The sequence below is a fragment of the Streptomyces sp. NPDC056628 genome, from assembly GCF_042792555.1.
Taxonomy (GTDB): domain Bacteria; phylum Actinomycetota; class Actinomycetes; order Streptomycetales; family Streptomycetaceae; genus Streptomyces.
This window is the reverse complement of record NZ_JBHTWG010000001.1, coordinates 574329-592942: the sequence shown is the minus strand read 5'-3', so window position 1 is coordinate 592942 and position 18614 is coordinate 574329. Positions and strand designations below refer to the sequence as shown.

At 72.2% G+C, this 18614-nt stretch carries 19 protein-coding genes; 13 read left to right on the top strand and 6 right to left on the bottom strand.

Annotated features, from left to right (window positions below; genetic code table 11):
* Positions 1–140 precede the first annotated feature (140 nt).
* On the bottom strand, positions 141–1862 hold the full coding sequence (leuA, locus tag ACFRAC_RS02625) for a 2-isopropylmalate synthase (RefSeq protein ID WP_382919703.1): 1722 nt from the start codon (positions 1860–1862) through the stop codon (positions 141–143).
* Between the two features lie 347 nt (positions 1863–2209).
* On the opposite strand from leuA, the gene ACFRAC_RS02620 reads away from it, so the two are divergent.
* Genes ACFRAC_RS02620 through ACFRAC_RS02610 form a run of 3 tightly spaced genes read left to right on the top strand, consistent with a single transcriptional unit; the run spans position 2210 to position 4977 of the window.
* Positions 2210–3280 carry a M4 family metallopeptidase gene (locus ACFRAC_RS02620; RefSeq protein WP_382919700.1) on the top strand — a complete coding sequence of 357 codons (1071 nt, stop codon included), beginning with the start codon at positions 2210–2212 and terminating at the stop codon, positions 3278–3280.
* 20 nt (positions 3281–3300) lie between these two features.
* Positions 3301–3567 carry a protealysin inhibitor emfourin gene (locus tag ACFRAC_RS02615; RefSeq protein ID WP_361339406.1) on the top strand — a complete coding sequence of 89 codons (267 nt, stop codon included), beginning with the start codon at positions 3301–3303 and terminating at the stop codon, positions 3565–3567.
* Between the two features lie 54 nt (positions 3568–3621).
* Positions 3622–4977, top strand: coding sequence for a GH1 family beta-glucosidase (locus tag ACFRAC_RS02610; RefSeq protein WP_382919925.1), 1356 nt, complete (start codon positions 3622–3624; stop codon positions 4975–4977).
* A gap of 16 nt (positions 4978–4993) precedes the next feature.
* Here ACFRAC_RS02610 and ACFRAC_RS02605 read toward each other — a convergent pair whose 3' ends face one another.
* Entirely contained in the window at positions 4994–5848 is an 855-nt protein-coding gene (locus ACFRAC_RS02605; protein ID WP_382919698.1) for an NAD-dependent epimerase/dehydratase family protein, read from the bottom strand.
* A gap of 119 nt (positions 5849–5967) precedes the next feature.
* Here ACFRAC_RS02605 and ACFRAC_RS02600 point away from each other — a divergent pair, with 119 nt between their 5' ends.
* Positions 5968–6816: a helix-turn-helix transcriptional regulator gene (locus ACFRAC_RS02600; RefSeq protein ID WP_382919696.1), complete on the top strand. Its 849-nt coding sequence runs from the start codon at positions 5968–5970 to the stop codon at positions 6814–6816.
* A gap of 24 nt (positions 6817–6840) precedes the next feature.
* Here ACFRAC_RS02600 and ACFRAC_RS02595 read toward each other — a convergent pair whose 3' ends face one another.
* The gene (locus ACFRAC_RS02595) at positions 6841–7179 is read right to left on the bottom strand and encodes a P-II family nitrogen regulator (protein WP_361339398.1); all 339 of its coding nucleotides are present in this window, start codon (positions 7177–7179) and stop codon (positions 6841–6843) included.
* A 158-nt stretch (positions 7180–7337) separates the two neighbouring features.
* Here ACFRAC_RS02595 and era point away from each other — a divergent pair, with 158 nt between their 5' ends.
* The 5 genes from era (at position 7338) to ACFRAC_RS02570 (ending at position 11692) form a co-directional block, all read left to right on the top strand.
* The gene (era, locus tag ACFRAC_RS02590) at positions 7338–8306 is read left to right on the top strand and encodes a GTPase Era (RefSeq protein ID WP_382919694.1); all 969 of its coding nucleotides are present in this window, start codon (positions 7338–7340) and stop codon (positions 8304–8306) included.
* A gap of 141 nt (positions 8307–8447) precedes the next feature.
* Positions 8448–9521, top strand: a complete 1074-nt coding sequence (locus ACFRAC_RS02585) for a PhoH family protein (protein ID WP_382919692.1) — start codon at positions 8448–8450, stop codon at positions 9519–9521.
* 13 nt (positions 9522–9534) lie between these two features.
* Entirely contained in the window at positions 9535–10032 is a 498-nt protein-coding gene (ybeY, locus tag ACFRAC_RS02580; RefSeq protein WP_382919690.1) for an rRNA maturation RNase YbeY, read from the top strand.
* On the top strand, positions 10029–11336 hold the full coding sequence (locus ACFRAC_RS02575; protein WP_382919688.1) for a hemolysin family protein: 1308 nt from the start codon (positions 10029–10031) through the stop codon (positions 11334–11336). The genes ybeY and ACFRAC_RS02575 overlap by 4 nt, the downstream gene beginning before the upstream one ends.
* Complete coding sequence (locus ACFRAC_RS02570) at positions 11333–11692, top strand: MmcQ/YjbR family DNA-binding protein (RefSeq protein ID WP_382919686.1); 360 nt, start codon at positions 11333–11335, stop codon at positions 11690–11692. Before ACFRAC_RS02575 ends, ACFRAC_RS02570 begins: the two co-directional genes overlap by 4 nt.
* Here the strand turns inward: ACFRAC_RS02570 and ACFRAC_RS02565 are convergent.
* Positions 11654–13105 (bottom strand): MFS transporter, encoded by a 1452-nt coding sequence (locus tag ACFRAC_RS02565; protein WP_382919684.1) that lies wholly within the window; start codon positions 13103–13105, stop codon positions 11654–11656. The genes ACFRAC_RS02570 and ACFRAC_RS02565 overlap by 39 nt on opposite strands.
* A gap of 148 nt (positions 13106–13253) precedes the next feature.
* Between ACFRAC_RS02565 and ACFRAC_RS02560 the strand changes: the two genes are divergently transcribed.
* From ACFRAC_RS02560 to ACFRAC_RS02550, 3 genes are all read left to right on the top strand, one after another.
* The gene (locus ACFRAC_RS02560; RefSeq protein ID WP_382919923.1) at positions 13254–14072 is read left to right on the top strand and encodes a helix-turn-helix transcriptional regulator; all 819 of its coding nucleotides are present in this window, start codon (positions 13254–13256) and stop codon (positions 14070–14072) included.
* 28 nt (positions 14073–14100) lie between these two features.
* Entirely contained in the window at positions 14101–14454 is a 354-nt protein-coding gene (locus ACFRAC_RS02555; protein WP_382919683.1) for a cytidine deaminase, read from the top strand.
* 89 nt (positions 14455–14543) lie between these two features.
* Positions 14544–15344 carry a VOC family protein gene (locus ACFRAC_RS02550; protein ID WP_382919681.1) on the top strand — a complete coding sequence of 267 codons (801 nt, stop codon included), beginning with the start codon at positions 14544–14546 and terminating at the stop codon, positions 15342–15344.
* Between the two features lie 7 nt (positions 15345–15351).
* Here ACFRAC_RS02550 and ACFRAC_RS02545 read toward each other — a convergent pair whose 3' ends face one another.
* Together ACFRAC_RS02545 and ACFRAC_RS02540 are read right to left on the bottom strand one after the other, a co-directional pair.
* Positions 15352–16509: a carbohydrate kinase family protein gene (locus tag ACFRAC_RS02545; protein ID WP_382919680.1), complete on the bottom strand. Its 1158-nt coding sequence runs from the start codon at positions 16507–16509 to the stop codon at positions 15352–15354.
* An 89-nt stretch (positions 16510–16598) separates the two neighbouring features.
* Positions 16599–17570: a 5-dehydro-4-deoxyglucarate dehydratase gene (locus ACFRAC_RS02540; protein WP_382919678.1), complete on the bottom strand. Its 972-nt coding sequence runs from the start codon at positions 17568–17570 to the stop codon at positions 16599–16601.
* A 94-nt stretch (positions 17571–17664) separates the two neighbouring features.
* Between ACFRAC_RS02540 and ACFRAC_RS02535 the strand changes: the two genes are divergently transcribed.
* Positions 17665–18453: an IclR family transcriptional regulator gene (locus tag ACFRAC_RS02535; protein ID WP_382919677.1), complete on the top strand. Its 789-nt coding sequence runs from the start codon at positions 17665–17667 to the stop codon at positions 18451–18453.
* Positions 18454–18614 lie beyond the last annotated feature (161 nt).

The following is an 18614-nucleotide window of genomic DNA, read 5'->3' as shown; positions in this document are numbered from 1 at the left end:
ATGTTAGCCACATCTTGGACGTGGAGTCAGTACCCCGGACGAGACCTCTCCGTGACCTGCACGTTCGGCTGGCCGGAAATGAGCGGGCCCCGCCCGCCGGAGCACGGCGGGCGGGGCCTCCTTCCCGATGCGGCGGACCGTCAGCGGGCGGCCCGGTTGACGGCCGACACGACCGCCTTCAGCGAGGCGCGGGTGGTGTTGGCGTCGATGCCGATGCCCCACAGCACCTTGCCGTCGATGGCGCACTCGATGTACGAGGCGGCCTGCGCGGACGCGCCCTCGCTCATCGTGTGCTCCTGGTAGTCCAGCAGGCGCGCGTCGATGCCGATCTTCGCCAGTGCGTCGAAGAAGGCCGAGATCGGACCGTTGCCGCTGCCTTGCAGGACCGTGTCGGCGCCGTCGACGGTCGCCTCCACCTTGAGGGTGTCCACCCCGTCGGTGTCGGTGGTCGACTGGCCGTTCCTGACCTGCAGCCGGCCCCAGGGGTTCTCCGGGTTCGGCAGGTACTCGTCCTGGAAGGTCGCCCAGATGTCGGCGCCGGTGATCTCGCCGCCCTCGGCGTCCGTCTTCGCCTGGATGATCCTGGAGAACTCGATCTGCATCCGGCGCGGCAGGTCCAGCTTGTGGTCGTTCTTCAGGACGTAGGAGATACCGCCCTTGCCGGACTGCGAGTTGACGCGGATGACCGCCTCGTAGGAGCGGCCGACGTCCTTGGGGTCGATCGGCAGGTACGGGACCGCCCACTCGATGTCGTCGACAGTGACGCCCTGGGCCGCCGCCGCGGCCTCCATCGCGTCGAAGCCCTTCTTGATGGCGTCCTGGTGGGAGCCGGAGAAGGAGGTGTAGACCAGGTCGCCCACGTACGGGTGGCGCGGGTGGACCTCCATCTGGTTGCAGTACTCCCACGTACGGCGGATCTCGTCGATGTCGGAGAAGTCGATCTGCGGGTCGACGCCCTGCGAGAACAGGTTCATGCCCAGGGTGACCAGGTCGACGTTGCCGGTGCGCTCACCCTGCCCGAACAGGCAGCCCTCGACGCGGTCGGCGCCGGCCATCAAGGCCAGCTCGGCGGCGGCGACGGCGGTGCCGCGGTCGTTGTGCGGGTGGACGGACAGGCAGACGTACTCGCGGCGGGACAGGTTGCGGTGCATCCACTCGAAGCGGTCCGCGTGCGTGGACGGCGTCGAACGCTCCACGGTGGCGGGCAGGTTGAGGATGATCTCGCGGCCGGGGCCGGGCTGGTAGACGTCCATCACCGCCTCGCAGACCTCCAGCGCGAAGTCCAGCTCGGTGTCGGTGAAGATCTCCGGCGAGTACTGGTAGCCGAACTCGGTGTCGGGGCCCAGCAGTTTCTCCGCGTACTCCATCACCAGGCGGGTGCCGTCGACGGCGATCTGCTTGATGTCGTCCTTGGAGCCGCGGAAGACCACGCGGCGGAAGACCGGGGCGGTGGCGTTGTACAGGTGGACGGTGGCGCGCCTGGCGCCCTTCAGGGACTCCACCGTGCGCTCGATCAGGTCCTCGCGGGCCTGGGTCAGTACGGAGATGGTGACGTCGTCCGGGATGGCGCCGGGCTCTTCGATGATCGACCGTACGAAGTCGAAGTCCGTCTGGCCCGAGGCGGGGAAGCCGACCTCGATCTCCTTGTAGCCCATCTTGACCAGCTGGTCGAACATCCGGCGCTTGCGCTCGGGCGACATCGGGTCGATCAGGGCCTGGTTGCCGTCGCGCAGGTCGGTGGAGAGCCAGCGGGGAGCGGTGGTGACGCGCTGGTCCGGCCAGGTCCGGTCAGGGATGTCGACCTGCTCGTAGCGGCCGTACTTGTGGATCGGCATGGTGCTGGGCTGCTGGCGGTTCGCCATGTCTGCGGGGCTCCTCAGGATGTCCGGAAGGACGGCCGACGACGCAACGCGAAGCTCCGCGGGGAGGGAGTCGACCTGGACTACAGGCCCTCGCCGCGGCAGCTAAGAAGAAGCAGCCCGAAAAGCATGATGCGAAGCATGCTAGCCGAGCTCTCCGGTATGCGGCGGTCCATATCAGTATGCGGGACCGGCGTCCTGCGGAGAGCCCGAGAGCCTGTGCGAAAAAGCACAATCCGGACACCGTCGCATAACACAGAGCGACCACGCGCGGTGACCAGATCCGCTTATTTCACCAATCATGGTCGCCGCTAGTGACATCGCCCTCACGCAGTGCGATGGTGCGGCACATGACGACCAACGGGGGCTTCGAGCCCGTCTTCTGCACCGTCGTACCGCCGCACGTCCTCGACCGGCTGGCCCGCCACGACGACCCGGCGCTCTCCGGCCCGGCCCGCCGGACCCTGGTCCGCGACAGCGAGCTGCGCGGCAGGCGCCGCGTGACGACCGAGTTCGGGCTCGCGCCGGCGCCGCGTGCCAAGGCGCCGTCGGATCAGCCGCTGCGCACGGTCTACGACGCCGGGCACGGCACCGCCCTGCCCGGCACCGAGGTCCGCGGCGAGGGCGACGACCCCGGCCGGGACGCCACGGTCAACCGCGCCTACTCGGGGCTCGGCGCCACCTTCGAGCTGTTCCTGACGGCGTACGGCCGGCACTCCATCGACGGCGACGGGCTGCCGCTGGACGCCACCGTCCACTACGACGAGGACTACAACAACGCCTTCTGGAACGGCGAGCAGATGGTGTTCGGCGACGGGGACGGGGAGATCTTCCTCGACTTCACCATCCCGATCGACGTCATCGGCCACGAGCTCACCCACGGCGTCACGCAGTACACGGCCAACCTCACCTACTACGGGCAGCCGGGCGCGCTGAACGAGTCGATGTCCGACGTCTTCGGCGCCCTGATCAAGCAGTACACGCTCGGCCAGACCGCCGCCGAGGCCGACTGGCTGATCGGCGCGGGCCTGCTCGCCCCCGGCGTCACCGGCAAGGCGCTGCGCTCGATGAAGGAGCCGGGCAGCGCGTACGACGACGACATCCTCGGCAAGGACCCGCAGCCCGCCACGATGGACGACTACGTCCGCACCGGCCGGGACAACGGCGGCGTCCACATCAACTCCGGCATCCCCAACCACGCCTTCTACCTGGCCGCCACCGCGCTCGGCGGGCACGCCTGGGAGCGGGCGGGACGGATCTGGTTCGACGTCCTCACCGGCGGCGAGCTCCCGGACCGGGCGCTGTTCACCGACTTCGCGGCACTCACCGTGAAGGCGGCGCGGGAGCGCTTCGGTGACGGCGGTGACGAGTTCCGGGCCGTGGCGAAGGCGTGGGAGCAGGTGGGGGTGCGGATCCCGTAGCGGCGTAATAGACAGGTCCCATGCGTATTCGGGTACGGCGCACGGGTGGGTTCGCGGGCATCGAGCGGCACGCGGAGGTGGACACCGCCGGGCGGGCGGACGCCGGGGAGTGGCACGCCCTGGCCGAGGGCGCGCTGGCGTCCGGCCGGGGCACGCCGCCCGTCGGGGTGCCGGACGGCTTCAGCTACCAGATCACCGTGGACGGGCGGACGGTGTACTGCTCCGACCCCCGTCTCACCGACGAGCAGCGCGCTCTCGTCTCACGGGTGCTGAAGGAGGGCGCGTAGCGGGGTGACGGGCCGTTCCCGTCCGGGCGTTGACTTACCGCGCCGCCGATGCCGATGATCCGGCGCATGGCGATCGACGAGCGCGATGCGACCCGGCCCATACCCCGCTTCCCGGCGGGCTTCCTGTGGGGGGTGTCCACCTCGGCCCACCAGATCGAGGGCGCGGCGGACCTGCGCGGGCGGTCCGTGTGGGACGCCTTCACGGCCGAGCCGGGGCGGGTGAAGGACGGCTCGACGGCCGACGTGGCCTGCGACCACTACCACCGCTACCGCGAGGACGTGGCGCTGCTCGCCGGTCTCGGCGTGGACGCGTACCGGTTCTCGATCTCCTGGCCGCGGGTGAACTCCCCGCGAGGACTGGACTTCTACGACCGTCTGGTGGACGAGCTGTGCGCGGCGGGCGTGCGGCCGGTGCCGACGCTCTTCCACTGGGACCTGCCCGTCGCGCTGGACTGGCTGGAGCGGGACACGGCCGCCCGGTTCGCCGCGTACGTGTCCCAGGTGGCCGACCGCCTCGGGGACCGGGTCGGCACGTGGATCACCCTGAACGAGCCGGCCGAGCACACGCTGCTGGGCCACGCCCTGGGCACGCACGCGCCCGGCCGGCGGCTCCTGTTCGACGCCCTGCCGGTCGCCCACCACCAGCTGCTGGCGCACGGGCTCGCCGTACAGGCCCTGCGCGCGGCCGGCGCGACGGACGTCGGGATCGCGAACTCGCACGGGCCGACCTGGCCGGCGTCACGGGAGCAGGCGGACCTGGAGGCGGCGGACTTCTACGACCTGCTGCTGAACCGGCTGTTCGCCGACCCGCTGCTGCTCGGCCGATACCCGGAGGGCGTCGACGCGCTCATGCCGGGGGACGTCGAGGCGGATCTGAAGGTCATCGCCGCGCCGCTCGACTTCTACGGCGTCAACTACTACGCCCCGACCCGCGTGGGAGCGCCGCAGGGCACCGAGATCGAGTTCGGCGGGGTCAGCATGCCCGCCGAACTGCCCTTCTCCGTACGCGAGATCGAAGGCGTGCCGAGGACCGACTTCGGCTGGCCGGTGGTGCCGGAGGGCCTGACGGAACTCCTCATCGGTTTCCGGGACCGCTACGGCGACCGTCTCCCCCCGGTCGTCATCACCGAGAACGGCTGCTCCTACGAGGGCGTCGACGACCGGGAGCGGATCGCCTACCTCGACGGGCACGTCCGCGCGCTGCACCGGACCCTGGAGGCGGGCGTGGACGTGCGCGGCTACTTCGTGTGGTCCCTGCTGGACAACTTCGAGTGGGCGGAGGGCTACGCGCGCCGCTTCGGCCTGGTGCACGTCGACTTCGCCACACGGCGGCGCACCCCGAAGGCCTCCTACCGCTGGTTCCGCGATCTGATGCGGGCCCAGCGGCGGACGGGGACCCGGACCGGCTGACCGGTCCGGACCGGCGTCACAGCGCCCCGGCGTCCCGGGCGGTCCACACGCTCGGGTAGATCGGCCGGAAGCCGAGCTCGCGGCGGATGCGCCCGGTGTCCACGATGTTGTGCCAGGGGTCGGGGTCGGTGTTGTCGTACAGCCCGGCGGGCACCTCCAGGCCGTTGAGCCGGTACAGCTCGACGGTGGTGACGGGGGCGTCGTCGGCGACGTTGTAGATCCGGCCCGCGATGCCCGGCGTGTACAGCAGCCGCATCAGGGCCTGGGCGACGTCCGCGTGGTGGGCCATGTGCAGCCGCTGGTGCGGGGCCCAGCGCGGCGCCCAGGCCATGACGTTCGCGAGGTGCGGGTCGCCCTCGCCGTAGACGAACGGGAGCCGGGCGATGCGCACGTCCAGGCCCTCCATCGCCAGCAGCGCCCGCTCGGCCTCGGCCTTGGAGGCGGGGTAGGCGCCCCACATGTGCCCGCCGGGCCTGCTCTCGTCCTCCTCCAGCAGCGGGCGCCCGCGTCCGGTGCCGTACACGTTGTTCGTGCTGACCTGCACGAACCGCTCCACGCCGGCCGCCTGGGCGGCCCGGCCGAGCGCCACCGCGGCGTCCCGGTTGACCGCCCACGCCTCCTCGTCGGGCACCCCGCGGAAGGACGCCGCGACGTTGACGACCGCGTCGACCCCCGCGACCGCCTTGCCGAGCGCCTCGACGTCCCGCAGGTCGCCGACGACGACCTCGGCGCCCAGCTCGGCGAACCGCTCGCCCCGGGCCGCGTCCCGGACCAGGACCCTGACCCGCTCCCCCGCCCCGGCCTGCTCCAGCAGCCTCGGCACGAAGCGCCGGCCGACCTGTCCCGTCGTACCCGTCACCAGTGTCTGCATGATCTGCTCCTCTCGTCACCCACCACCGTCGGACGGGACCGGTGCGGGCGGGAGAGACCCGTCGATCGGGGGATCGGCGGTCCCTGGATAAGGGGCGCGCCAGGGAGCAGGCTGGTGGGATGAACCGAGCGGAACTCGCCGACTTCCTGCGTCGTGGCCGTGCCCGGCTGGCCCCGTCGGACGTGGGTCTCACGCCCGGCTCCCGGCGCCGTACGCCGGGCCTGCGCCGGGAGGAGGTGGCGCAGCTCGCGGGCATGTCGGTGGACTACTACACCCGGCTGGAACAGTCCCGGGGCCCGCGTCCGTCCCGTCAGATGCTCACCGCGCTGGGCCGCGCGCTGCGCCTGACGGACGTCGAGCAGGACCATCTGTTCCACCTGGCCGGCGAGGAGCCGCCGCGGCACGAGACGGCGTCGGAGCACGTGCGCCCCGGGCTGCTGCTGATCCTGGACCGGCTGCACGACACACCGGCCCAGGTGGTGACGGACTGCGGTGAGGTGCTGGCGCAGAACGCGATGGCCAGGGCGCTGGTGGGGGACGTGATGTCCCGCCCGCGGCGGGAGCGCAACCTCACCCGGCGCTTCTTCCTCGATCCGGACTCGCGCGCGCTGTTCCCTCCGGAGGACTTCGAGGGCCTCGCGCGGGCCCAGGTGGCCCAGCTGCGCTCGGTGGCCGCGGCCCGCCCCGACGACCCGGAGCCGGCCGGGCTGGTCGCCGAACTGCGGGCGGGCAGCGCGGAGTTCGCCCGGCTGTGGGACGAGCACGAGGTGTCGCGGCGGGAGCGGGCGACCAAGCGGTTCGTGCACCCGCTGGTGGGTCTGCTGGAGCTGGACTGCGAGGTCATGGTCAGCAACCAGCACCGCCACCTCCTGGTCGTGCACTCCGCGCGCCCCGGCACGGAGGCCCACGAACGCCTCCAGCTGCTGCGCGTGGTGGGGCTGCAGGACATGACGGCCGGCACGAGGTGACCGCGCCCGGGGCGCCGGGCGGTGCTACAGGGCGTCGGGGCCGCGCTCGCCCGTGCGGACCCGGACGACCGTCTCGACGGGCAGCACCCAGACCTTGCCGTCGCCGATCTTCCCCGTCCGCGCCGCCGTGAGGACGGCCTCGACGACGTCGTCGGCCGCCGCGTCCTCGACGACCACCTCGATCCGCACCTTCGGCACCAGGTCGACCTGGTACTCGGCGCCCCGGTACACCTCGGTGTGCCCGCGCTGCCGGCCGTGGCCGCTCGCCTCCGTCACGGTCAGGCCGTGCACGCCGAGCTCCCTCAGGGCGCTCTTGACCTCGTCGAGCCGGTACGGCTTGACGACCGCGGTGATCAGCTTCATGCCTGCTGGGTGGCCTTCCGGGCGGGGTGGCGGACACGGGACGTGCGGGGTGCGGGGCGCCTGGGGCGCCGGGCCCCGTGATCGTAGGCGCTCCGCGCGCGCGGCGTAAGGGCACGAGGTCCGCCCTGTGTGCGGCGGGGCTCCGGGGATCAGGGACAATGGGCGCCATGAGCGTTCGCAGCAAGTCTTCCGAGCCGTCGGCCCAGTCCGAGGCCCCCCACCGCGCGGGCTTCGCCTGCTTCGTGGGCCGTCCCAACGCGGGCAAGTCCACGCTGACGAATGCTCTGGTCGGCCAGAAGGTGGCGATCACCGCCAACCAGCCGCAGACCACGCGGCACACCGTGCGCGGCATCGTGCACCGGCCGGACGCGCAGCTGATCCTGGTCGACACCCCGGGCCTGCACAAGCCGCGCACCCTGCTGGGCGAGCGGCTGAACGACGTGGTCCGCACCACCTGGGCCGAGGTCGACGTGATCGGTTTCTGTCTCCCGGCGAACGAGAAGCTCGGTCCCGGTGACCGCTTCATCGCCAAGGAGCTCGCGTCGATCAAGAAGACGCCGAAGATCGCGATCGTCACGAAGACCGACCTGGTGGACGGCAAGACGCTCGCCGAACAGCTCATCGCGATCGACCAGCTCGGCAAGGAGCTGGGCTTCGAGTGGGCGGAGATCATCCCGGTGTCGGCGGTCTCCGGCGAGCAGGTGGACCTGCTGGCCGACCTGATCGTCCCGCTGCTGCCGGAGGGCCCCGCCCTGTACCCGGACGGCGAGCTCACCGACGAGCCCGAGCAGGTCATGATCGCGGAGCTGATCCGCGAGGCCGCGCTGGAGGGCGTCCGCGACGAGCTGCCGCACTCCATCGCCGTCGTCGTGGAGGAGATGCTGCCCCGCGAGGACCGGCCCGCCGACAAGCCGCTCCTGGACATCCACGCCTTCGTCTACATCGAGCGGCCCAGCCAGAAGGGCATCGTCATCGGCCCCAAGGGCAAGCGCCTGAAGGAGGTCGGCATCAAGTCCCGCAAGCAGATCGAGGCCCTGCTGGGCACGCCGGTCTTCCTGGACCTGCACGTCAAGGTGGCCAAGGACTGGCAGCGCGACCCCCGCCAGCTGCGCAAGCTGGGGTTCTGAGGCCCGGCCGGCTCCCACGGCCGCCCGGGGAAAAGCCCTACGGCGTTGTCGGTCCCCCGGCGTACCCTGGAAAACGCCAGGCCGCCCATGTGGCGGGCGAGTCGTTTCGAGGAGGACGAGCAAGGCCTTCAGAGCCGGCCCATGACTCAGACACCCACAGCTCACACACCCGCGCAGGGGCAGGCCAGAGCACAGTTCACCGTCCCCGCCCAGCACCCCATGGTGACCGTGCTGGGGTCCGGCGACTCCCTGCTGCGCGTGGTCGAGAAGGCCTTCCCGGCGGCCGACATCCATGTCCGGGGCAACGAGATCAGCGCGGTCGGCGACGCCGCGGAGGTCGCTCTCATCCAGCGCCTGTTCGACGAGATGATGCTGGTGCTCCGCACCGGGCAGCCGATGACGGAGGACGCAGTGGAACGCTCGATCGCCATGCTCAGAGCGAGTGACAACGGCGAGGGGGACGGCCAGGAGACCCCGGCCGAGGTGCTCACGCAGAACATCCTCTCCTCGCGCGGGCGCACCATCCGCCCCAAGACGCTCAACCAGAAGCGGTACGTCGACGCCATAGACAAGCACACGATCGTCTTCGGCATCGGCCCCGCCGGTACGGGCAAGACCTATCTGGCCATGGCGAAGGCGGTGCAGGCCCTGCAGTCCAAGCAGGTCAACCGCATCATCCTGACCCGGCCGGCGGTCGAGGCGGGCGAGCGGCTGGGCTTCCTGCCGGGCACGCTCTACGAGAAGATCGACCCCTATCTGCGCCCGCTGTACGACGCGCTGCACGACATGCTCGACCCCGACTCGATCCCGCGGCTCATGGCGGCCGGGACGATCGAGGTCGCGCCGCTCGCCTACATGCGCGGCCGCACGCTGAACGACGCCTTCATCATCCTGGACGAGGCGCAGAACACCAGCCCCGAGCAGATGAAGATGTTCCTCACCCGTCTGGGCTTCGACTCGAAGATCGTCATCACCGGTGATGTCACCCAGGTCGACCTTCCGGACGGCACCAAGTCCGGTCTGCGGCAGGTGCAGGACATCCTGGACGGCGTCGACGACGTCCACTTCTCGCGTCTGTCGTCGCAGGATGTCGTCCGGCACAAGCTGGTCGGCCGTATCGTCGACGCCTACGAGAAGTACGACAGCACGCACGGCACCCAGAACGGCACCCACAAGGGGCAGAGCCGGGGCAAGTCCGGGCACAAGGGGAAGTAGACCGAGCACCAGCATGTCGATCGACGTCAACAACGAGTCCGGCACCGAGGTCGACGAGCAGGCGATCCTCGACATCGCCCGCTACGCCCTGGGGCGGATGCGCATCCACCCGCTGTCCGAGCTCTCGGTCATCGTGGTGGACGCCGCCGCCATGGAGCAGCTTCACATCCAGTGGATGGACCTGCCCGGGCCCACCGATGTCATGTCGTTCCCCATGGACGAGCTGCGGCCCCCGTCCAAGGACGACGACGAGCCCCCGCAGGGGCTGCTCGGGGACATCGTGCTGTGCCCGGAGGTGGCCGCGAAGCAGGGCGCCGAGGCGCCCACGCAGCACAGCATGGACGAGGAGCTGCAGCTGCTCACCGTCCACGGTGTGCTGCACCTGCTCGGTTACGACCACGAGGAGCCCGACGAGAAGGCCGAGATGTTCGGTCTGCAGGCGGCCATCGTGGACGGCTGGCGTGCGGAGAACGGGCTGACCGGCCCCTCCCCGGCCCCGACCGTGTCATGAGTCTGCCCCTCGTCGCCGGCGCGATCGCCCTGGTCGTCGTCGCCTGGCTCGCCGCCTGCGCGGAGGCGGGCCTGGCGCGCGTGTCCCGTTTCCGCGCCGAGGAGGCCGTGCGCGGCGGCCGGCGGGGCAGCGCGAAACTGGCGCAGGTCGCCGCCGACCCGACGCGCTATCTGAACGTGGCGCTGCTGGTCCGCGTCGCCTGCGAGATGGCGGCGGCCGCCCTCGTCACGTACGCCTGCCTCCAGGAGTTCTCCGGGACGACGCAGGCCCTGCTGGTCGCCATCGGCGTCATGGTCCTCGTGTCGTACGTGGCCGTCGGGGTCTCGCCGCGCACCATCGGCCGGCAGCATCCACTGAACACCGCGACTGCGGCGGCGTACGTGCTGGTGCCGCTGGCGCGGATCATGGGCCCGATCCCGTCGCTGCTGATCCTCGTCGGCAACGCCCTCACCCCCGGCAAGGGCTTCCGCCGCGGCCCCTTCGCCTCCGAGGCGGAGCTGCGCGCGCTGGTCGACCTGGCGGAGGCGGAGTCGCTGATCGAGGCCGAGGAGCGCCGGATGGTGCACTCGGTCTTCGAACTCGGCGACACCCTGGTGCGCGAGGTGATGGTCCCGCGCACGGACCTGGTCGTGATCGAGCGGCACAAGACGATCCGCCAGGCCCTCACCCTCGCCCTGCGCTCCGGGTTCTCCCGGATCCCGGTCGTCGGGGAGAGCGAGGACGACGTGGTCGGGATCGTGTATCTGAAGGACCTGGCCCGCAAGACGCACATCTCGCGGGACGCGGAGAGCGAGCTGGTGTCCACCGCGATGCGCCCGGCGGTCTTCGTGCCGGACACCAAGAACGCCGGTGACCTGCTGCGCGAGATGCAGAAGGAGCGCAACCACGTCGCCGTCGTCATCGACGAGTACGGCGGCACCGCCGGCATCGTCACCATCGAGGACATCCTCGAGGAGATCGTCGGCGAGATCACCGACGAGTACGACCGTGAGCTGCCCCCGGTGGAGGTGCTCGGCGGCGACCGCTACCGGGTGACCGCCCGTCTGGACATCACGGACCTGGGCGAGCTCTACGGCCTGGACGAGTACGACGACGAGGACGTGGAGACGGTCGGCGGTCTGCTCGCGAAGGCGCTGGGCCGGGTCCCGATCGCCGGGGCGTCGTCCACGGTGGAGCTGCCCGACGGGCGTGAGCTGCGTCTGACGGCGGAGGCCGCGGCCGGCCGGCGGAACAAGATCGTGACCGTGCTCGTGGAGCCGGTGGGCCCCGCGGCGGCCCCCGCGCAGGAGACGGGTCAGGAGTGACACCTCAGGAGCTGCGGGCGCTGTGCCTGTCGTTCAACGCCGTGGTGGAGGAGTTCCCCTTCAACCCGGAGACCTCGGTCTTCAAGGTGCTCGGCAAGCTGTTCGCGCTGACGAACCTGGACGCCCGGCCCCTGACGGTCAACCTGAAGTGCGACCCGGAGGACGCTATACGGCTGCGCGCCGAGCACCCCGGCCTGATCGTCCCCGGCTACCACATGAACAAGCGGCACTGGAACACGGTGACGGTGGACGGCGAGCTCCCGGACCGGCTGGCCCGGGAGCTCGTGGAGGACTCGTACGACCTGGTCGTGGCGGGTCTACCGCGTGCCGAGCGGCTCCGGCTCGACCGTCCCTGAGGCCGGCTTGCGGCCGGTGCGCAGGCCGACGGCGACCAGAGCGGCGGCGGCCAGCACGATGCCGGTGTCCAGCGCCATGACCGTGCGGGTGCCGCCGAGCAGGTCGCCGGAGGTGGTGGCGAGGACGCCGAGCAGCGGGATGCCGACGGTGATGCCCACCTGCTGGGTCGAGGTGACCAGGCCGGTGGCCAGGCCCTGTTCCGCGTCGGGGACACCGGAGGTCACGGTCAGGCCGTAGGAGATGATCGCGCCCAGGTGGAACATGCTGGCCAGCGACACGGCCGCCGCGGCGAGCCAGACGGACCAGGCGTGCGCGTCCAGGAACAGCAGGCCGCCGGTGAAGACGCCCTGTCCGGTGAGGGAGACGACGAGGGTGCGGCGCGCCCCGAGCCGGCTGACGAAACGCGGCGTGAGCGATCCGGCGACCACCGAGACGATGCCCTGGACGCCGAAGACCAGCCCGGTCTCCCAGGCCGACAGGTGCAGGACGCCCTGCAGGTACAGGGTGAGCACGAAGACCACCGTCGACATCATCGAGAAGGTCACCAGGCCGCCCAGGTTGCCCCAGGCCACCGTGCGGCGGCGCAGCATCGGCAGGGAGACCAGCGGTGCCGGGGTGCGGGACTCGACGACCGCGAACGCCGTGAGCAGGGCGGCGCCCAGGACGAGCGCGGCGAGGACGTCGGCGCGGGCGAAGCCGTGGTCGGCGGCCGTCGTCAGGGCGTAGATCAGGGACAGCAGGCCGCCGGTGACGGTGATCGCGCCGGGCACGTCCAGGTGCGGCCGCGAGGGCGTGCGGGACTCCGGCAGCAGGCCGGGCGCGAGGGGCAGGACGATCAGCGCGAAGAGGGCGAGCAGACCCATCGTGGAGCGCCAGCCGAGGGTGTCGGTGAGGACGCCGCCGGCGACCACGCCGATGGTGAAGCCGAGGGACATCAGCGTCCCGGAGACGCCGAGCGCCCGGGCGCGTGCGGGGCCCTCGGCGAAGGTCGTCGTCAGCAGGGACATGCCGGTCGGCACGATCACGGCGGCGCCGAGGCCCTGCAGGGCCCGTCCGGCGAGGAAGGACGCCGGGTCCCAGGCCAGGGTCGCGAGCACGGAGGCCGCGGCGAACAGGCCGAGCCCGGTGAGGAAGAGGCGGCGCCGGCCGTACAGGTCGCCGATGCGGCCGAACAGGAGCAGGAAGCCGCCGGACGGCAGGGCGAACGCGGTGACCGCCCACTGGAGCGCGGACCGGTCCATGCCGAGGTCGGCCCCGAGGACGGGCAGCGCGACGTTCAGGACGGAGAAGTCGAGGGCCACCATGAACTGGGCGGCGCACAGGACGAACAGGACGAGCTTGTCGCGCCGCGACATCCGGGGGGTGCCGAGCGGTGGGGACGAGAGGGGGGTGAGGTCGGTGTCGATCGCCATGAACATGAGCCTCCCGGTCCCGGAATAGGCGTGGGGAGCGGCAAGTTGTGCTGGTGGTGGCACCACCAGCCGACGCGACAGGGGGGATCGGCACGTGTCCGGGGGCACGCTGAAGAGTCATCGGCGGCGCGAGCTGCGCGAGTTCCTGATGAGCAGGAGGGCCCGGGTCTCACCGGGCGAGGCGGGACTGCCCGACGGCGGTGCGCGGCGCCGCACACCGGGGCTGCGGCGCGAGGAGGTCGCGGTGCTCGCGGGCGTGGGCGCCTCCTGGTACCAGTGGCTGGAGCAGGGCCGGGACATCTCGGTCTCCCCGCAGGTGCTGGACTCCGTGGCGCGGGTGCTGCTGCTGAGCAACGCCGAGCGCCGGCATCTGTACATGCTGGCCGGGCTCAATCCCCCGGCGGCCGAAGTCGCCCCGGACAAACGGGAGATGTGCGACGGGCTGCGGCGATTGATCGACGCGTGGATGCCGTATCCGGCGCACATCATGGACCGGTACTACAACGGCGTGATGTTCAACGAGGCCGCCTCGACGGTGCTGAGCATGCGGCCGGGTCTGCGGTGGAACTGCCTGATCGACTTCTTCACCGACCCCATGTACCGTGCGCGGTCCCGGAGTTGGGCGGAGAACGCCTCCTCCGTCGTCGCCCAGTTCCGCGCCCTGTGCATGGCCAACCCCGACGACGAGGGGTTCCAGGAGGTGCTGGCCGAGACGAGGGCGTCCAGCCCGGAGTTCGCCGAGCTGTGGGAGCGCCGGGACATCGAGGACGCGGGACAGATCCGCAAGGAGCTGGACCACCCGATGGCCGGGCTGCTGCGCATGGAGTCGAGCGTGATGCAGATGCCGGTCCGCCCGGATCTGTCGATCGTGCTGCACACCCCGCTGGACGAGGCGACGGCCGCGAAGCTCCGGTGGCTGGCCTCGCCTGAGGCCCGGCGCGGGGCGATGTACCCCGTGGCCGGGTAGGCCGGCCGGTGCTCCGTATGCTCGGGGCATGACCGACAGCAGCGCGCTCGACCCCGAGGACCGCAAGATCGTCACCCTGGCCCGTTCCGCGCGGGCCCGCAACGGCGTGCCCGAGGGGGCGGCCGTACGCGACGAGACCGGCCGGACGTATGTCGCCGGGACCGTCGACCTGGACTCCCTGAAGCTGAGCGCCCTGCGCACGGCGGTGGCGATGGCGGTGGCGTCGGGCGCGAAGTCGCTGGAGGCGGCGGCGGTCGTGACCGAGGACGCAAGCGCCCGGGCCGAGGACCTCGCGGCGGTGCGCGACCTGGGCGGAGCGGGGACACCGGTCCTGGTGGCGGGCCTTGACGGCACGGTGCGCACGACGGTGCAGGCCGGCTGAGACCGCCCGCCGCGGCCGGTGCGCCGCGGCGGGCGCGTGCCGGTGCGGGGTGTCAGGCTGGTGCCGAGAAACCGCGAAAGGGGATCGTCATGATCACCACCGACTCGGCACCCGGCTCTCCCTGCTGGCTCGACCTCGGCGCCCCCGACGTACGGACGGCCGCGGCCTTCTACGGCGCGGTGCTCGGCTGGAGCCATGAGCCCCTGGGTGAGGCCGGGGACTCGGACGGCGGGACGTTCCAGAAGGACGGCCGGGCCGTCGCCGGGCTGGGTCCGCTCACCGAGGAGGGGGCGCGGTCGGCCTGGACGCTCTACTTCGCCGTCGAGGACGCCGACGCCGCGGCACAGGCGGTCGAACGGGCCGGGGGCTCGGTGCGGGTGCCACCGACCGACCTCGGGGACTGGGGCCGCATGGCCCAGTTCAGCGATCCGCTGGGCGGGCGGTTCGCGGTCTGGCAGCCGGGCAGCACCTCCGGCTTCGAACTGGCGGACGCGCCGGGCGCCCTGGCGTGGACCGAGCTGTACACGAGTGACGCCGCCGCCTCGAAGGAGTTCTACGGCGGGCTCTTCGGCTGGCGGTACAGCGCCATGGACCTGCCGGGCGGCGGAGGCGCGTACAGCCTGATCACGCCCGCGGGGCTGCCCGAGGAGCGGATGCAGGGCGGTGTGATGGAGCTGCCGAAGGAGAACCTGGCGCTCGCGGACGGCCGCCCGTACTGGCACCCGGTGTTCGGCGTGGAGGACTGCGACGCGGCCGTCGCACAGGTCACCCGGAACGGCGGCGGCGTGCAGATGGGCCCGGTGGACGCCGAGGGGGTGGGCCGGCTGGCGGTCTGCCTGGACCCGGCGGGCGCCGACTTCGTGCTGCTCACCCCGGTCATGGCGGGCTGACCCCGGGTCAGGCCGGGCGGCGGAAGCCGATCGTCGGGACCGCCCGGCGCAGCGGCCACGGCCGCCCCGCCTCCTGCGGCACCAGGTCCGCGAGGAACGCGTACCGGCGCAGGGCCTCGGGGTCCTGGCCCTCCAGGGACTGCACCTGGCGCCACCAGGCGCCGATCTCCGCCCAGCCCGGCGCCGACAGCGAGCCGCCGAACTCCTGGACGGAGAGGGCGGCGGTCAGCCCGGCGAAGGCGAGGCGGTCGGCGAGCGGCCAGCCCGCGACGGTGCCGGTGACGAACCCGGCCACGAAGACGTCGCCCGCGCCGGTGGGGTCCAGCGCCTCGACGGCGATCGCGGGCACGACGGCCGTCTCGCCGGTCCGCCCGTCGACCGCGTAGGCGCCCTCCGCGCCGAGGGTGACCACGGCGACGGGCACATGGTCGGTGAGGGCGTGGGCGGCCTCCCGGGGCGAGCCGGTGCGGGTGTACCGCATGGCCTCCTCGGCGTTGGGCAGGAACGCCTCGCAGTACTTCAGGTCGGCGAGCCCGGTCAGGTCCCAGGCGCCGGTGTCGTCCCAGCCGACGTCGGCGAAGACCCGGGTGCCCTTGCTCGCGGCCTGGGCGATCCAGGGGGCCGGGTTGCCGGGAACCAGGGAGGCGACGGCGGCCCGGGCGCGGGGCGGGCAGTCCGGCGCGGGCTCCTCCGGGGGCGGCTCGTGCCCGTGGGAGACCATGGTGCGCTCCCCCTCGTACGCCATGGAGACGGTGACCGGCGAGTGCCAGCCGGGGACCGTGCGCGAGGGCGAGAGGTCGATGCCCTCGCCCTGCTCCAGCGCGTCCCAGCAGTAGTCGCCGTAGTGGTCGTCGCCGAAGGCCGCGGCGAGGGACGTCCTCAGGCCGAGGCGGGCCAGCGCCGTCGCCATGTTGGCCACGCCGCCGGGGCTGGAGCCCATGCCGCGCGCCCAGGACTCGGTGCCGCGCACCGGGGCGGAGTCGAGGCCGGTGAAGATGATGTCGAGAAAGACCGTGCCGGTCAGATACACGTCCCACGGCGGGTCGGCGGGCCCCCGCAGGCCCGCGAGGGGGTCGACTTGGGCCCGCCGGTACAGCCCCTTGGTCGGGGGCGGCGGCCCCTGCGGTGAGGGCCCCTCTCCGGTGGGCGCGGTGGGCGTGGTCACGGTGCGCTCCCTGGCGTGGTCCTGATCTGGCCAGTGTGCACCACGGCGCTGACAACGCCACGTGTTCCCCGCCCGGCGCGACCGTCAGGTCACAGGGTTGCGCCCACGAGGGCGAGTCCGCCGGCGAGGAGGGCGCGCAGATCGGCCAGGTCGCCGGGGGACGGGTCGGTCAGCGGGGCGCGCACCGGGCCGACGGGGTGCCCGCGCAGCCGGGCGGCGGCCTTGACCAGGGACACGGCGTAGCCGGGCACCCGGTCGCGGATGTCGGCGAGCGGGACGTAGAACTCGCGCAGCAGGACGGCGGTGGTGCCGTCGTCGCCGTCCCGGCGCGCGGTGAAGAAGGCGTTGGCGATCTCGGGTGCGAAGGCGTGGACGGCGGAGGAGTAGGCGGGGACGCCGACGGTGGCGTAGGCGCGGGCCTGGAGTTCGGCGGTGGAGGCGCCGTTGAAGAACAGGAAGCCCTCGGGGGCGGCGAGAGTGAGGCGCTGGAGGCGGTCGAGGTCGCCGTGGCCGTCCTTGAGGCCGACGACGCCGGGGACGCGGGCGATGCGGCGCAGTGCGGCGGGGGTGTAGGCGACCGGTCCGCGCTGGTAGGCGATGAGCGGCAGCCGGGTCCGGGCGGCGAGCGCCTCCACCTGGGCGACGAGGCCGTCCTGCGGGGCGGCGACGAGGTAGTGGGGCAGCACGAGGAGGGCGTCGGCGCCGGCCTCCTCGGCGATCCGGGCGAAGCGGGCGGCCTGCGCCCAGCCGTAGCCGACACCGGCGACGACGGGCACGCGGCCTGCCGTCTCCTCGACGGCGGCGGTGACGACGGCCCGGTACTCGTCCTCGTCGAGGGAGAAGAACTCGCCGGTGCCGCAGGCGGGGAAGACGGCGCCCGGTGCGGACGCCAGCTGGACGGCCAGGTGCGCGCGGCAGCCGTCCTCGTCGAGTGATCCGTCGGCGTGGAAGCTCGTGAGCGGGAAGGACAGCACGCCGCGGGCCATGCCGTCCCGCAGCCGCCCGACGGCGCCCGTGGCCCCGTCCCTGGCCGTGTCCGTGGCGAGGCCCACGCCGATCATCTCCCCTTATGAACGTTGTCCATGTATGAGAACGCAGATTAGGTGAGTGAACGGCGGACCGTCAACGGCCGGGCCCGCCGTTTACGATCGGCGCATGTCGGATACAGGCGGCGTCCGCAAGGTGAAGTCCGCGGCGCGCACGGTCGAGCTGCTGGAACTCCTCGCCGCGCGCGGGGACCGCCCGGCCCGCCTCCAGGAGCTCGCCGACGCGCTCGACGTACCGCGCAGCTCCATGTACGCGCTGCTCCAGACCTTGATCGCGCGGGGCTGGGTGCGCACCGACGTCACCGGCTCGCTGTACGGCATCGGCATCCACGCCCTGCTGACCGGCACCAGCTACCTCGACTCCGACCCGCGGGTCCGCCTCGTCCGGCCCTACCTCGACGAGGCGTCGCAGGCGCTCGGCGAGACGGTCCACCTGGCCCGCCTGGACGGCCTGGACGTCACCTATCTGGCCACCCGCGAGTCCCACGCCTATCTGCGGACCCTCAACCGGGTCGGCCGGCGCCTCCCGGCCCACGCGGGCGCCCTGGGCAAGGCCCTGCTCGCCGAACGCCCCGACTCCGCCCTCCCCGAGGGCCCGTATCCGGCACTGACGCCCCACACCCGCACCACCCGCGCCTCCCTGGCCGCCGACCTCGCCGAGGTGCGCGAACGCGGCTGGTCGGTCGACCGCGAGGAGAGCGTCCCCGGCATCATCGGCCTCGGCTTCGCCCTGCACTACGACACCCCCGCGCAGGACGCGATCAGCTGCTCGGTGCCGGTGGCCCACTGGTCGCCCCGGCACGAGGAGCGGATCGTCGCCGTGATGCGGGAGATCCGTACGAAGATCGAGGCGACGGCCCCCGGCGCGGCCGGCGGATCGGTGCGCTGGCACAGGTGAGAGGCCCCGGCGCGGCGGAGTGAGGCATCGCGGCTACCCCGGTTCACTCCACCCAAACAGGACGTGGCTCAGATCACACCACCCGCCCTTCTTCGCATGTCCCCGCGCTTGATACAAATTGCCCGCGCGTTCCTGTCCGTCGACGGCCTGCGCCCCTCCCC

Coding starts and splice junctions, on each gene's coding strand:
- ACFRAC_RS02620 (WP_382919700.1), top strand. CDS start 2,210: ATGACGACCAACGGGGGCTTCGAGCCCGTCTTCTGCACCGTCGTACCG.
- ACFRAC_RS02540 (WP_382919678.1), bottom strand. CDS start 17,570: ATGATCGGCGTGGGCCTCGCCACGGACACGGCCAGGGACGGGGCCACG.
- ACFRAC_RS02595 (WP_361339398.1), bottom strand. CDS start 7,179: ATGAAGCTGATCACCGCGGTCGTCAAGCCGTACCGGCTCGACGAGGTC.
- leuA (WP_382919703.1), bottom strand. CDS start 1,862: ATGGCGAACCGCCAGCAGCCCAGCACCATGCCGATCCACAAGTACGGC.
- ACFRAC_RS02575 (WP_382919688.1), top strand. CDS start 10,029: ATGAGTCTGCCCCTCGTCGCCGGCGCGATCGCCCTGGTCGTCGTCGCC.
- ACFRAC_RS02560 (WP_382919923.1), top strand. CDS start 13,254: ATGAGCAGGAGGGCCCGGGTCTCACCGGGCGAGGCGGGACTGCCCGAC.
- ybeY (WP_382919690.1), top strand. CDS start 9,535: ATGTCGATCGACGTCAACAACGAGTCCGGCACCGAGGTCGACGAGCAG.
- ACFRAC_RS02550 (WP_382919681.1), top strand. CDS start 14,544: ATGATCACCACCGACTCGGCACCCGGCTCTCCCTGCTGGCTCGACCTC.
- ACFRAC_RS02610 (WP_382919925.1), top strand. CDS start 3,622: ATGATCCGGCGCATGGCGATCGACGAGCGCGATGCGACCCGGCCCATA.
- ACFRAC_RS02565 (WP_382919684.1), bottom strand. CDS start 13,105: ATGGCGATCGACACCGACCTCACCCCCCTCTCGTCCCCACCGCTCGGC.
- ACFRAC_RS02615 (WP_361339406.1), top strand. CDS start 3,301: ATGCGTATTCGGGTACGGCGCACGGGTGGGTTCGCGGGCATCGAGCGG.
- ACFRAC_RS02585 (WP_382919692.1), top strand. CDS start 8,448: ATGACTCAGACACCCACAGCTCACACACCCGCGCAGGGGCAGGCCAGA.
- ACFRAC_RS02555 (WP_382919683.1), top strand. CDS start 14,101: ATGACCGACAGCAGCGCGCTCGACCCCGAGGACCGCAAGATCGTCACC.
- era (WP_382919694.1), top strand. CDS start 7,338: ATGGGCGCCATGAGCGTTCGCAGCAAGTCTTCCGAGCCGTCGGCCCAG.
- ACFRAC_RS02535 (WP_382919677.1), top strand. CDS start 17,665: ATGTCGGATACAGGCGGCGTCCGCAAGGTGAAGTCCGCGGCGCGCACG.
- ACFRAC_RS02605 (WP_382919698.1), bottom strand. CDS start 5,848: ATGCAGACACTGGTGACGGGTACGACGGGACAGGTCGGCCGGCGCTTC.
- ACFRAC_RS02600 (WP_382919696.1), top strand. CDS start 5,968: ATGAACCGAGCGGAACTCGCCGACTTCCTGCGTCGTGGCCGTGCCCGG.